This is a genomic window from Vreelandella indica, assembly GCF_037070225.1.
GTDB lineage: Bacteria > Pseudomonadota > Gammaproteobacteria > Pseudomonadales > Halomonadaceae > Vreelandella > Vreelandella arctica.
In genome coordinates, this window is sequence record NZ_JBANSO010000022.1 from 18,917 (window position 1) to 33,044 (window position 14,128).

Sequence of the window (14,128 nt, forward strand, 5' to 3'; positions counted from 1 at the left end):
TTCCTTAAATTTGTACCTTGTGGCCTTTCTGAATTTCTTGCAGCAGGGCTTCACGTAGAGAGTTCAGGTACCTATCCACGTCACCTTCGTCAGCCAGCCAGGCCTTATCATAAACAACGTGAATGTTGCGGGAATGAACGTAATTGAGAGATGGCTCCTTGACCTGATCCTGTTTGGCAATGCTTTCTGGCTCAGGAGATGCTTCCGGATCAGTGGAGGGTGCGGCTTTTTGGTTGGCCAGAGCCACCATCCGCGCTAGAACTTTCTGATAGCCCTCGTCTTCGAAAAAGCGCAAGCGGTCATTGATCACAGCAATAAGCTGTTGTTGACGGATGTGCTCGTTCAAATCTTGGAAGGGCTTATTCAGCTCTGCCCAACGGGATTCCGGGAGAGACTGGTATTCGTCCATACTTTGCATGCGTTCTTGCATGGTGTTTAAGGATGCGACCGCGCTAGAGCGGGTTTGATTAACCTTTTCATCAATACGCTTTTGCAGACTATCCAGCTGCCCCTTGAGTTGCTGAATGCGGTTGCCCTTGTAGCAGTTGGGGTCATTAAGAATGGAGTGAATCTGCTCAATCTCATCTCCAGGCACATAGATGAAGTTGGGTTCTTGGGTTTGAAGCAAAGACCGAGCCTGGTTGTAGATGTCTTTCTGTGACCCGCTCATAAATTTGCGAATAGGGTCGATGGCTTCTTCTTTCAGCTCCAGCAGTTCGTCTTCGTGCTTACGTAGTTCGGTTAGGTGCCAGGTGTAAGGCTTTCCAGCTAAATCTTTCAGCATTTTCATTGCTGGATTCAAAGCACTCATAAACGGGTATTGGCCAGCCTGGACTGCCAGCGGTGTGAGCTGGTGGAGCATTTCCTGGAAAGCCTCACTGGTTTCATTACCCAGCGCTTTAGCCTCGCTGCTATTAGGCGGGGCGTCGAAAAAGTCTTCATAGAACGCCTTGAGGGTACGCACCTGAGAGGCGGTAAACTCTATTTGAGGCTCCAGAACAAGATTGCTATGCCCATGGGTATTGCGAAGCGCCCGTTCGATCCCGGCATCTTCTAGGATATTGCCGTCGAGGCGAATCTCTACTTTACCGCGCGCCCACAGGTTGGCCAGGTTGCAAAGAATGGCGGCGTAGTTCCAGCCGTATGGCTTACGCTCAAATTTTTCCAGCAGGCCTTTTAAGGTGGTACGAACACCGCCACGATTATTGCTCTGAATGAACGCCAGCACTTCCTGGTCTGACTCCGCAAGAGCTGTTGCATCATTGCCAAACAAGCCATCTTCTGCCCGTTTCAGGCAGTTGCCGATATCATTTTCCGAGTAGGAAATGCCTCGCAGCATGCGAAGGTTGGGATAGGAACGTACAATCAACTCATGGAAACCGCGAATAATGCGGGTTTGAGGATCTTCGTTCGTTACCTCTACATCCGCGCCACCGATGAGGAGTTTTGATTTGCCTAGGAGTGCCTGAATCTGCTGTCGGAGCCTAGCTTCACGTTCACGGTTCTGGAAGCCTTTGTCGTTCAGAATCCGTTTAACGGACTCCTGTTGAGTTACGGAGATGTTCTGCTTAATATATTTTTCAGTGCGCTTGAGCATCAACAGGTCACGCACCAAACGCTCATCAGAGGGCATTAGGACAAAAAGTTCATCCGCTTTATAGGTGGAAGCGGTGCGGAGCATCTGCTCGTTGTCTGTATGCTCATGGAATGGGCTGATGACATTAATGGCCAACTCATATTCACGGCCATGTAGCCGATCATCTAGCTTGCGCGAATAGGTGTAGTCCTGCCCCTGGTTCTGAGAGGAGCCAGCATCATAGCGGATCTTGCGCTGCTTGATGACGTAGTCGAAGATGATTTTCTCAAGCTCGTCGGCGATGTCGGTGGACTCAACCTCCGTATTCTTGATTTCCTGTTCGACGTCTTTCTCTTCGTCTGTCAGATACTCGTATTGGTCACCGTTTCGCTGAATGTAGGTTTGCTGCTCTAGCAGGCTCAGCGCCTCTTCGATTTTCTTCCGGAGGGCTGGCAGATCCTGATCGAAAGCATCCAGCATGAGCACACAGAGGTTACGGACAGTTGGCTTGAACTCTTTGACGTATTTCACCAGGAACAAAGATTTTAACAACCGAATCGCGAACGGGCCGTCCAAGTGATTTTCGGCTTGGATAATCGCGCGCTGTATTTGTGACTTCAGAGCAGACCGAATGCCTTCGAACATCAGGTCGAAAGTTGCTAACTGGCCTACTTCGTGGCCTCCGATATGGACGGCCACTTGCTGAAACACACCCAGCATGGAGCGTTCGCCCACTGAGCTATGTTTGCCTTCAAAAGCACTATGCTCTGACAAATTCTGAATTGCGGACTGGAAAAGCGCGAACTGATAAGGGACAAAGGGATAGCTGTGGATAAAGTGATCCCGATCTCGAAAATTACGGTAGGTGGCTGAGCCGTCCGCAAAGTCGAAAAGAGTTTTAAAGTTATTGGACTGCACGTGGTAAACGTCCGTTAACTGGTTAACACCCTCTTCGGTTTTGGTCAGCAGACGTTTCTGGATTACCTCTGCCACATCAGCACTGGAAAGCTTCATGCGGTTGTTAAATCGCGCTTGGATCTTTGAGAAGTCATTGCCCTGCTGATTGCCCAATTCACCTACGACATTTTTCATCTCTTCCTGTGCGGTGACAACAATCCAGGCACGGCCTTTGCACTTAGTAGCCAAGCTTTCAGCAATGGTTTGCAGATTGGTCATTAATTTGATGTTGTCGGCTATGTATTGGCCTACTTCGTCCACAAAAAAGTTCAGGCGGAACTCTTTATGCCCGCCTTCGGCCGCTTGTTCCTTGATATAGTCGTTAACATTGTCCGCAAAATCCTCGATGGAGACCCTGTATTCGCTCCGGTATTTATCGAGGATGCCCATTGCCGACTGTTGATCGGCACCAGTGACAGCAGCGTAAGCTTTGGCGATGCTCGGCCCTTCTAGAAGTGCCTGTTCCCGACCTTTCTGCCAGGTTCGCCCGGCCATGCTTTCATATTCATCCTTGAACTGTGGATACAAACCACGGCTGTCCAGGTCTCGCTCGAACTGGGCGATGTGTCCTTGTTTGCCGTAGTAACCGCACATTTCGTCAAAAACCTTGACGAATACAGCCAGCAACGCATCAATCTGGGTCTTGCTGATAACATCGGCTTTTTGGTCAATGTTGAAAAGAATACTTTTGGAGGGAATTGAGACAGCACGCTTCAGGCCAGCCCGGAGGATCTCATTCTCGTTACACTTTGGAAGGAATCGATCCAGGGTGGAAGTCCCATCCATTTCCCTATTTTCAAGTAATAAGGCTAACATCTTGAGCAAATGCGACTTACCTGACCCAAAGAAGCCGGATACCCAGACGCCGTTTGCACCTTCGTAGTTGTTGTAGGCATCCAAAAAGTCTTCAAGTCGTTTTTCGACTTCATTGGTCAGCACGTATTCTTCAATTTCGAGACGAAGGCTGGCCTCGTCGTCGGCTTTGATAACGCCTTCGATCGTGCGGTCGACTCTTTTTAGAAAAATATCTTTCAATGTCATTGCAGTTCCCTAGAGTTTTACGTCCGCTCAGGCTTCGTAATGAAAGATATTGAACGCACGGTAGTACTTATCGTCATGCAGCCTGCCAAACAAGTCGAGTGATGCACCCGTTTCCAGAGAATGGGTGTACGATCCTGGGAAAAACATAACCGTAGGCTTGTCTTTCGCCGTACTTTGCAAGTTGCTTAGCACGTTATGAGAACGGATGTAGGGAAAGACCTCTCCCACTCCCGAAATGAACAGTACGTCCAGCTCGGAGGCTTGTAGCTTCAACGCGATAGCTGGTACAAGATGTGCCTCGGGATCTAGAACCCCCTGCAACAGCTCCTTCAGTTGGTCTTTTGAAACCGAAGGCTCAAGCTCAAGTATTCGGCTCCACACATCTCTTTCTTTAAGAATCTCAACGGAAAGGTCATACAGGTTAATGCTTAGGACCTTCAGGCCTGTCTGTTCCAGGCGGTTAACCAACTGACGTTGAAGGCGCTCCATCTCGGTCGCATCTTCCGCTTTGAAGGGACAGATAAAAAATGGCACCTCGTTGCCGAGCCCTTGCTTATTCAGGAAACGCTGCCCCGAGACAACGCCGTAAAGGTGCTGAAACCTATCCTGAATCGACATTCTGGCAATATCTTTACTCACAGTGACATCCCCCTGATATCGGAATCGAAGACAGGAAAGTACCGAAACTCATCCGGATTATTACGAAGAATCAAATCAGTGAGGCCAGGGCTGAGCAGGACGGTGTTAATGGTATTGGCCTTACTGAGCAACCCCGCCTCCCAGAGCATTCTGAATGAGACTTGCCGAAGTTTGTCTCGCGTCGATGCACTGGCTTTGTCTAGCTCGTCATGCCATTCCGACTTGCGATTATAGAAGGCATCAAAGTCCTCGAAGCTCAGATCGAGTTTCATCGATATATAGCGCTCTCGCACCACTTCTACTGCAAAATCAGCCATAAAACGGTACAGGCGACAGACCGCAACCCAAAGAAGATGTGCCTGATCCTGGTGGTTAGCATCGGATAAGAAAGTTATCTCCGCATCTCTCAGGGTTTTCAAGCGTGCGATGGCCTCTCTACAGGTCCGCTTCGCTGTACTTTCTGTTCTAGCCTGAAGCAGGTTGCTGCTCAATGCTTGATCACGTACCCCATCCCAGTCTTGAACTGACAGGTATAGCTCTACCAGCATTACCGATTCACGGTGATACAAGCTGCCAGATGTGAAGGAAATGCGATACCTGTCTTGACTCATTCGGCACGCTCGCCTTTAGTTGGCGTCTCCGCAGCACCACCCGCTTTGACCCAGTCGTCCACCTCTGCCTTTTTAAACTTCCAGAAACGGCCCATGCGATGGGCAGGCATCGCATGTTTATCTATCCAGCGGTACACGGTGTCATTGCTAATACCTAAGTGCTTGCCGATTTCATCGACTGACAGCCACCGGTCGTTGAGTTCACTCATGTGTCAAATTCTCGTTTGCAATACACGGCTCAAGAGCTGAAGGCTCTCAAGCGATGCCTCATATTATATGGCTACCAATATATAGGGGTGTTCCGGGGCAGACAACCGCATTGACCTGCATAGGTCGGCATTGGAAGGTGAATACGTCCTTAGGATCGGGATCAAGGTATTGATGCAATCAGTTATATCAATACACAAAGTTTCACCATCGAATTTTTTCCTGCAATATTCACCGATGACCAAGTGTCTCCATACATCTATGTAAGTCACATAAAAAAGCCAGCTTAGCGCTGGCCATCTTTAACACTTAGATGTAATTAATCATCATTTAGTCTGCCATCTATCAGTTGAGTAAAGCCTCGCACAGGACCATTAATGCTTTTAAGGTGCTGAGCACAGCGACGAATAACTTCGAATTCGTCTTCGGCTTTCATAATAGCATTAATCTCCCACTCTTTAGCCTTACTGAACTGGATTTTCTTTGCTCGGACTGCCCCCTTGCTTAAACGAATGTTTTGGATTTCAGGTTTTAGATATTTTCCACGCCCATTCATAAAAAACCAATCAATATAAACAGTCCATTTTTGTTCGATTACTCGAACACCATAACCCCCAAATTCTTTTGTAACACCATCACCCTTTCGACTCGTCCAATGCTCAAGCCAGAATTCATCTGCAACTTTTTGAGCCCAGCAAAAAAGGACAGCATTAAACAGTTTCCTCCCGAGCCCCATTAACACTATGGCATCACTAAAGTCTAAATATTCCTTTTTCCTTAGTTCGCTCCAGATTAGTTGATTTTCATATTTCTCGTTTCTTCGCATCGCTCGGTGGCGGCTAATTTTTCTGCCAGACATATCTACCCCTACTTAACACAAAACTATCAATTGCCTTATAGCCTTACCCAACCAATTAAATGATCAAATAAAAACTAGCCAGCTCTCGTTCAACTACCGATAGTTTGCAAGAGATTTGAAAAATCGTCCACCCAGCCTAAATCCATATTTTTTGCAATTACTGAGACATAGAGACACTACCAACCAATTCAATTTGTATAGAAGAATGGCTATTAGCGGTCATTTCCAATCACTCATCATTCAATAAAAAGCTAAGGACACCGACCAGAAGGGTCAGATATTTCAAGTGTTTCATTCTTGCAGTTCTTAAGAAGAGATTTTCCAGCCCAACTTTAAAGTCAACTCGGCTAATTGCAGTTTTTACGCATTTACAAAAAACACCGGAGGCCTATTGAACAACAACATGATGTCTGAATCAGTCAAGGATCAACAACATGTTTATGAAATTTAGCACGATCACATCTGCATTGCGGGAAGCGCTTTTTTCCAGGGGTGTAAATCTAAATAGCATTATCGAAGATGGTCAGATTCATCGCTTTGATGTTCCTGACAAGCCCCGGGGTAATCGGTCAGGATGGTATGTATGCCCGACGCCGCAGTTAGCCGTATTCGGCTTCTGGCACACGGGTGAGCGGCAGACCGTAACTCTTGCCAATGAGTATGACCCTATTGCCACCCAGCAGGCACGCCAAGCCGCCGCGAACGTTTTGCGTGAACGTGAAGCCCTTCGAAAGATGGAACAAGATCAAACCGCCGATAGAGCTCTGAAATGGTGGTCTAACTCCCAGCCAGCTGACTCTTACCACCCGTATTTACTGAAAAAAGGGGTTCGAGCAAATGGACTACGTCAGCATGGCAATACACTTCTCGTTCCACTTTATAACAATCTTGAACTTGTGAATCTGCAGCAGATCTTTTTGGATGGTAACAAGCGTTTCATGAAGGGGGGCATGGTAAAGGGCGTTGCGTCAATAATCGGTGGTCTAGCTGAAGCTAGTCATGTTTACCTGAGCGAAGGATGGGCAACCGCGGCGACAATCCATGAAGCAACCGGGTGCCCGGTTGTAGCAGCGATGACAGCGAATAACTTGCCGGTTGTGGCCATCACTCTTCGCCGATACCTCTCTTCAGAGACCTCAATTACAATCGCTGCGGACAATGATCGGCGCACAAAAAACAATCCCGGTCTCCGGTATGGCCAACAAGCAGCCACGAAAATTGGTGCTAGCATAACTTGGCCTCGCTTCCCTTGCGAACGCTGCAACTGCTCAGACTTTAACGACCTGGACGCATGTGAAAAAAGGCAAGGGGTTAGCTCATGAACGGTCTGCTAAAACAATTGCACGATACCAGCGAGACTTTTACGGCCCCATTGGCACTTCCAAAAGGCTTACCGCCTGTTATTCCTTTTAGCCCAGAAATGCTTCCGCTGGGAATTCGCGAACATACAATGGACACCGCTTATCGGCTTCAAGCGGCCCCCGAGTACTGTGCTGTGGTCGCATTGACATGCTTATCCGCCGTGTTAGGCCGGAAAGTTTTGATAGGTCCGAAGCAGTATGACGATTGGACGGTGACGGCAAATCTTTGGGGTGCCCTAATCGGCGGGCCGTCTTCGATGAAGAGCCCTGTACTTAAAGCAATGCGGTTCCCATTAGAATCGATTGAGCAAGAACTTCGCGATCAGCACGCAGCAACGTTGGCACGATATAACAACGAGGCAGAGATCTGTGATATGGAGCGCCAAGCAGCTAAACAACGTGCAAAAAAGAAAGCCAAGGATGGTGACCGCTCGGGCGCCCTCGCTGAGTTAGAAAAGGTAGATATCTTTGAAGAACCGTCTTCGTCATCTCCTCGCTTGATAGTTAATGATGCAACTGTGGAGGCGCTCGGTGAAAAACTAAACGAAAATCCAAATGGCCTTCTCCTGTTTCGTGATGAGCTAACTGGCTGGCTCTCGAAAATGCAGCGAGAAGAGTACGCTAGTGACCGAGCATTTTACCTGGAATGTTGGAACGGTGACGGACGCTATACATACGATCGAATCGGTCGCGGAACAGTTGCGATCGAGCACTGCACTCTGTCCATCATAGGTGGCATTCAGCCATCAAAAATCGCACCCATCGTGCGCGGCGCGACAACGGGCAGTGACGATGACGGTCTAGTCCAGCGGTTTCAATTGTCAGTTTGGCCAGACCCAAATCCAAAGTGGAAATGGGTAGACCAAGCTCCGTGCAAACAAAGCAAAGAAAAATACCGCCAAGCATTTTATGCACTACACAACTTGCACTTTGAAACAGAGGATGATGAGCCGCCAATCTGGAAGTTCAGTGATGAGGCTCAACCAATCTTCATTGAGTGGATGGAGGAACTTCACTCCACGGTTAAAAAAGGTGATCTGTCGCCGGTGATGGAATCCCATCTGTTAAAAATGCCCCAAACAATCTGTTCCCTGGCACTACTATTCGCCTTGATCGAGGGAGAGCAAGATGAGATTGGACATGACTCCACATGTCGGGCCCTAGCTTGGGCCAAATTTTTGACTAGCCACGCTGAACGACTATACAGCGCAGTTACATGTAGTCATGTTGCAGGGGCAATTCTGATACACAAGCGCCGTGACAAACTGCCGAATCCTTTCACAGCGCGTCACGTACATCGCAAACAATGGACTGGCTTAACCAGCTCGGAAGATGTAAAAGAAGCTATACAGTTGCTGGAAGAGCACAAGTATGTTAACCCCATAACTACGACTGCTGATACTGGCCGACCAACGATTTTTTTCTACTGGCACACTAGCATGGCCCCAAAAGAGGCAGCATGAGCCGTTGGTTAGAAAAAACTGGAAATACACCAGCCATCGAGCTGACAAAACTGACAAAAGGGGGTTATGTCAGTTTTGTCAGTACCCCCGTTGGTGGTTTTGAAGAAAAAAGCAAGTGCAGCATTCAATAACTCTTTCCGAGCGGCTACTTGCCGTTCAGCCCAGCCAGTTGATCGTTGGTCATCTGGATGGCGGGCCGAGCCGACCTCGCTTAGCCATGATACCTACAACAATAGTGCGAAATTCATGTAACAAACAGGCCATAATTATGGTGCCAACTTGTGAGGCACCACAACTAGATGGTTCTTGAATATAATAAGTGGTTCGACGTCATGCCTTACAACGCATTTAGCGTGGTGGGTGGCAACTTCATAACTTTAACGACTCCTTAGCGCCTCCAACGCTGCATCCAATTCAACGACAGATTCGACAATTTTCCGAACGGCGGCGCGATCAAATTCATGATCACGTTGTGAGTCGTGAACATCAGCATTAAGACAATTCCACTTGATATCGGTCATTGACGAGGTTTATTCTTTCGTTTAACAGCCACATGAGCGGCAGCTAATGTCCCGAACATAATAAGCAAAATCGGTGAGACACCAATTAAAAACTGCGCCAAATCACTCATAACACCTCCGCTTGCTTGCTGAAATGTTGCAATATTTCTAACTATAGTACCAACCAGTATCACCTGCCGAGCCAGCCACATTCGTTTGGGGGATCTCGGAGATAGTGACTAAGCCACCTGTGCCTGAGGGGATCGTTGTCTGTGAAATGTCAGCTATTGATTCGATTATCTACTCGGGGATTTGCAGAACACTTTTTCGGTAAGTACCGCGAAGCTTCTTGAGCTGTTATAGGAATAAATAGAAAGCACTACAAATACTTACTAAAGCCTTAGCACTAGCCCAATCCAGCTAGGCGACACTTAATGTCGCATATATCTATCACAATTAGTAAGCTACCCTGCCTTTAGGTTAAAAACTAGTTCTACTGCCTCACAAGATGTCACCATCGGTTATGCAAGATCGTCATAATCCTCTGGTGTAGATACCAGCGCAGCGTTGTGATGGAATCACTCACATGTTGCTGAGCGCGTTGCACGACCCCGACACACCGTTGCCCTTCGGGTAGAAGGGAGGTGCCGGGAACATTCAGAGGCTAGCGTGATGGTGAAAGCCTCGCCAGTTGCGGCCCTCCTAATGATCCAACCTGAACGCCTGCTTGAGTTCCTGATAGTCACGAGCAATTCGTCAGCGTACCTTTGCTGACCAACGTTGTCAGCGGTGTCTCCTCAGGTTGGCTGCTCGCTTTCTGCGCCATCTCTCAACGGTGAGCCGGCTTCACCCTTTTTTTCGATGGCTTCCTTGAGGATGTCCGCTTTCAATGGTTCCACGGCGTACATCTTTTTAAGCCGTCGGTTTCCGTTCTCTAACTCCTTCAGCCGCGCCATCATGGGCGCATCCATGCCGCCAAATTTAGCTCGCTACTTGTAGAAGGTCGCACTGCTCATGCCATGCTCACGGCATAATTCTGGAACGGGTCCACCGTCTTCAGCTTGCTTGAGGATCGACAGCATTTGGCTGTTAGAAAAACGTGATTTTTCATGCAGAATCTCCCTGCGGTTAGCTTACGGAAAATTCTACTTTAGACCACCCTAGCTTTTCGAGGGAGCCACCATGCGTAAGGAGCATGTACAAACATGGAAAACAAACGTTGAAAAAGAACCAGAATTGATAAGGAAAGAGTGAGCAGGAAGGAAAACTGCTGGTGCCGTGGTGATTCCTTTTAAAACCAATACTAATTACCATATTGGCAATAACAGTAAGTATAGATTTTCTGGCTAGGGGTTCCACTAGGGGTTCAAGCGAAGAATATAGAAATATAGATTCAAAAAGCAAATGTAACCTGATGATTTAATTGGCGTCCCTGGCAGGAGTCGAACCTGCGACCTGCCGCTTAGGAGGCGGCTGCTCTATCCTACTGAGCTACAGGGACTTAAGCGGAGTACAAACTTGAGGGCGCGTAGTATAACGCGTCCGGTTAGGCAGGGCCAACCGAGTTGGCCCGCTTCAACCTAATTGCTAAATCCAACCAAGCAAACGCAGGGCAAACACGCCCAGCGTGACGGTAATGCTCGCCATCAGTGTGGTAATGGCGATGATATTGGCCGCTAACGCTACATTGCCACCGATCGCTTTTACCATCACAAAGCTTGCCGCGGCCGAAGGGCTGGCAAAAAACAGGAACAGCAAACCCAGCTGTGCTCCAGAAAAGCCCACTAGCCAAGCGGCTGCCGTTGAGACAATGGGCAATATCACCATTTTCATCCAGCTAGCGCTTAGCGCCACCTGACTACTGTCACGCATGCTTGATACAGAGAGCGTAGCGCCGATACAAATCAGCGCCAACGGCAGGGTTAAGGAAGCAAAGTAATCCCCTGAAGTAATCAACCAACTGGGCAGAGGGATAGAGAGAGCTGTAAATGGCAATGCGGCAAAGACCGAGATAATCAGCGGGTTGGTGGCAACATGCTTTAGCAAGCTGCGCCAGTCAGTGGACTGCCCAGGCTGATAGAACGCCAGCACCACCACCGAAAGCGCGTTGTACAACACAATAACCACGCCTAACAGCAAGCTACCCGCTGAAAGGCCGTAGTTACCGTACATACCCGCTGCAAGTGCTAGCCCCACTACACCGCAATTGCCACGGAACGCACCTTGCACGTATATACCGCGATCTTCACGCGCGACACGGTAATGCGCCCATACCCAGCTCAGCAGAAATTGCCCCAGCGTCGCCGCAGCAAAAAACACCATCAGTGAAACATCTAGCGCAACGCTTAGGTCGGCTTTTATCAAACTAAGAAAAATCAGAGTGGGCAGCGTCGCTTTAAAGACTAAGGCTGAGGCAGTTGAGACGAAAGCGCTGTCGATCAATTTCAAGCGCCTAAGGCTCAGGCCGATAAACACCATCGCAAACACAGGCAGCGTGATATCCAGCGTGCGAGCAAAGAGTTCGATTAGGTTCACAACAGTATCTCGATCTGCCTTGATTTTAAAAAACTGGCTTCTAGCAGTAAGTTCAGCACCTGCTTATATTCTACTGTTGGGCAAGTTTTGTCGACTAGTAAGCACGCCACAGGCACACAAGACGGCTTTTGGGGCATGTGGTAACTATTTAAATTGATCGAAGAGTTCCATGACATCATCATCATGACTTTGGGGCATATTGACGACCACCCCATCTCGGCCCTGATCTTTAGCCTTGTAACTCCCGGCATCGGCTCTCTCTAAAACGCTGCTTACACTGGCGTCAACTTCATCAAAGGTGGTGACGCCAATACTGAGCGTCACCATGTACTCTTTCCCTTGGTGAGTCACGGATATCTCCCCCACTGCTTGCCGCAAAGATTCCGCCACTGCCTTCGCCCGAGAAAGGGTACAACTAGGCAGCAGTACACCAAACTCGTCACCGCCCTGACGCGCTACATGGTCGCTACGACGCACCTCCCAGGCGACCACTTGAGCAATACGACGCAGCATTTCATCGCCCAAAGCATGCCCGCCTTCATCGTTGATAGGCTTAAAGTGATCTAAATCGAACAGCAACAGGGCCGAAGGCGTGCTGGTTTTTTGAAAATCGGCAAAAGCTTCTTCAAGGCGGCGCTCAAAACCTCGACGATTCAGCAAACCCGTTAGCGGGTCATGCTCCGCCTCCCAACGCTGAATAGCTTCCTGTTCCCGTCGCTCAGTTATATCTTTCACAACTCCCACCAAACCAAGGGTATGGCCATCTTGGGAAAGCATAACCACGCGAGCATGAATATCCAGCCACAGCAGCTCTTGATCGCTGCGTAAAAAGCGTAACTGACGCACAAAGTCACTGCCGGTACGTAGGCTATGGACCCACATATCCTTGGTACCGGTGATATCGTCAACGTGAATTTGAGTGAGCCATGACTCCATAGCCAGATCAGGAGAAATATTCAGCATCTCAAGCAATGCTGGATTCATGTAAGTGATGTCACCTTTAATATTGGCGACAAACATGCCCTGCGGTGCGGCATTGAGCACTGAGTCAAGAAACGCCTCGCGCTCCTGAAGATTACTGAGCAGTAGCTGCCGCTCCTCTTCTACCCGGTTAAAGGTGGATGCGACTTGCTGCAGTTCCTGCATATTGGTGGCCAGGCTGACGTGCTCTCTGTGGCCCAGCCCCACCTCACCAATCTGTTTTTCCAGATGCTTAAGGGGCGAAAGCTCACGACCTAACAGCCACCACAACAGGGGCAACATCAATACTGCCAGCGACACCCATAGCCACCAAAGTTTCTGGATGAAATTAGCCAGCGGCAATTGCGCTTGCTCAATCGGCAAATAGAAGCCAACGACCCAACCGGCAGGCCACACTTGAGCATAAGACTGTAGCGCTGTTTGGCCATTTAATAATTCGTCAACAACATCACCTTCCCAGCCATCCAAAGCAAGATCCAATCCAGGATTAAATTCCTTGTCAGGTACGCTGGCATTAATCAAGCGGCTGTTAGGGTGATACAAAATTTTTCCGGATGCAGTAGCAACAGCCGCATAGCCACTCTCACCCAAGCGAACCTTGGCCAAGCGACCAAACATTCCGCCTGAATCCAGGCTAAGAATGCCGCCCACGAAACCATCGAACTCACCTTGTTCAGTAAGGCGTGGAACGCTGACTAACACCATAGGCATACCACTAGCTCGCCCTTGAAATGGCTCGCTGACGTAAGGCCGAAGAGTACCGCGCAGCATACGGAAGTATTCAAGCTCGGCCGTGTGAAGCCCTACTCGGCCTACAATAGCAGGCCAGTCAGCTACGATCTCCCCTTCGCGATTAGCAACCACAACTCCCTCAAACCAAGCCAGCAGACCATCATTCTGACGCAGCTGGTAGCGGATCCAGCTCGCATCATCAGTAGCACTAATTATGCCGCTTAAGCGTTCTAATGCCTGAAAGCGCTGTTCAACCTGCTGGGTCACTTCGTCGGCAAGCAGAGTAGCTTCATAACGCAGATGAGACATATTGGCCTCATGCACCATGGTTTTACCCAGTTGCCACGACATGCCGAGCACCAGTGACACCACCAAAAACCAAGTAAGCGCGAGCCCCAGCAGAAGCCGGCTTTTTAATGAGCGAGAGGTGAGTGTTAGTTTCAGTGGGTTAGCCAGAGACACTGGCTAACCTTGATTTATAAAATAACGGCAGCATTTATACCCATTTTCTGTGGTAAGTGGGGCAGTATCGTCCAATCCAATTCATCCACCAACATAACAAAATTCCGACCCGCGCATACGTTGACACGTATCAACTATAAGCCACTTTTAAAATTAATTTAACTGTGGAGCCTTCTATTTCATGGGTAATAAAACTGGCTTCAC

10 protein-coding genes, 1 tRNA gene and 1 pseudogene are annotated in these 14,128 nt (G+C 48.8%); 3 read left to right on the forward strand and 9 right to left on the reverse strand.

Features of this window, described 5'->3' with window-relative positions; genetic code table 11:
* Positions 1–4: 4 nt before the first annotated feature.
* The 5 genes from brxC to mobI all read right to left on the reverse strand — a co-directional run bounded on the left by brxC (position 5) and on the right by mobI (position 5,890).
* A complete protein-coding gene (brxC, locus tag V8L71_RS14995) occupies positions 5–3,574 on the reverse strand; it encodes a BREX system P-loop protein BrxC (RefSeq protein WP_336274626.1) in 3,570 nt (1,189 codons plus the stop codon).
* Positions 3,575–3,601: 27 nt separating this feature from the next.
* Positions 3,602–4,213, reverse strand: coding sequence for a DUF1788 domain-containing protein (locus tag V8L71_RS15000; protein ID WP_336274627.1), 612 nt, complete (start codon positions 4,211–4,213; stop codon positions 3,602–3,604).
* The gene (locus tag V8L71_RS15005) at positions 4,210–4,824 is read right to left on the reverse strand and encodes a DUF1819 family protein (protein WP_336274628.1); all 615 of its coding nucleotides are present in this window, start codon (positions 4,822–4,824) and stop codon (positions 4,210–4,212) included. The genes V8L71_RS15000 and V8L71_RS15005 overlap by 4 nt, the downstream gene beginning before the upstream one ends.
* Positions 4,821–5,033, reverse strand: a complete 213-nt coding sequence (locus tag V8L71_RS15010; RefSeq protein WP_336274629.1) for a helix-turn-helix domain-containing protein — start codon at positions 5,031–5,033, stop codon at positions 4,821–4,823. Before V8L71_RS15010 ends, V8L71_RS15005 begins: the two co-directional genes overlap by 4 nt.
* Before the next feature lie 317 nt (positions 5,034–5,350).
* The gene (mobI, locus tag V8L71_RS15015) at positions 5,351–5,890 is read right to left on the reverse strand and encodes a conjugative transfer protein MobI(A/C) (protein WP_336274630.1); all 540 of its coding nucleotides are present in this window, start codon (positions 5,888–5,890) and stop codon (positions 5,351–5,353) included.
* Between the two features lie 434 nt (positions 5,891–6,324).
* Here mobI and V8L71_RS15020 point away from each other — a divergent pair, with 434 nt between their 5' ends.
* The 3 genes from V8L71_RS15020 to V8L71_RS15030 are packed head-to-tail and all read left to right on the forward strand — an operon-like array spanning position 6,325 to position 8,845.
* Complete coding sequence (locus V8L71_RS15020; protein WP_336274631.1) at positions 6,325–7,212, forward strand: toprim domain-containing protein; 888 nt, start codon at positions 6,325–6,327, stop codon at positions 7,210–7,212.
* Positions 7,209–8,714: a YfjI family protein gene (locus V8L71_RS15025; RefSeq protein WP_336274632.1), complete on the forward strand. Its 1,506-nt coding sequence runs from the start codon at positions 7,209–7,211 to the stop codon at positions 8,712–8,714. The genes V8L71_RS15020 and V8L71_RS15025 overlap by 4 nt, the downstream gene beginning before the upstream one ends.
* Positions 8,711–8,845, forward strand: coding sequence for a hypothetical protein (locus V8L71_RS15030; RefSeq protein WP_336274633.1), 135 nt, complete (start codon positions 8,711–8,713; stop codon positions 8,843–8,845). Before V8L71_RS15025 ends, V8L71_RS15030 begins: the two co-directional genes overlap by 4 nt.
* A gap of 1,220 nt (positions 8,846–10,065) precedes the next feature.
* On the opposite strand, the pseudogene V8L71_RS15035 reads toward V8L71_RS15030, so the two are convergent.
* The 4 genes and pseudogenes from V8L71_RS15035 to V8L71_RS15050 all read right to left on the reverse strand — a co-directional run.
* Positions 10,066–10,329 (reverse strand): annotated as a pseudogene (locus V8L71_RS15035) (transposase); the annotation flags it as partial.
* Between the two features lie 309 nt (positions 10,330–10,638).
* A tRNA-Arg gene (locus V8L71_RS15040) sits at positions 10,639–10,715 on the reverse strand.
* An 86-nt stretch (positions 10,716–10,801) separates the two neighbouring features.
* Entirely contained in the window at positions 10,802–11,749 is a 948-nt protein-coding gene (locus tag V8L71_RS15045; protein ID WP_101145298.1) for an AEC family transporter, read from the reverse strand.
* A 144-nt stretch (positions 11,750–11,893) separates the two neighbouring features.
* On the reverse strand, positions 11,894–13,813 hold the full coding sequence (locus tag V8L71_RS15050) for a sensor domain-containing diguanylate cyclase (protein ID WP_232774525.1): 1,920 nt from the start codon (positions 13,811–13,813) through the stop codon (positions 11,894–11,896).
* Between the last annotated feature and the right edge of the window lie 315 nt (positions 13,814–14,128).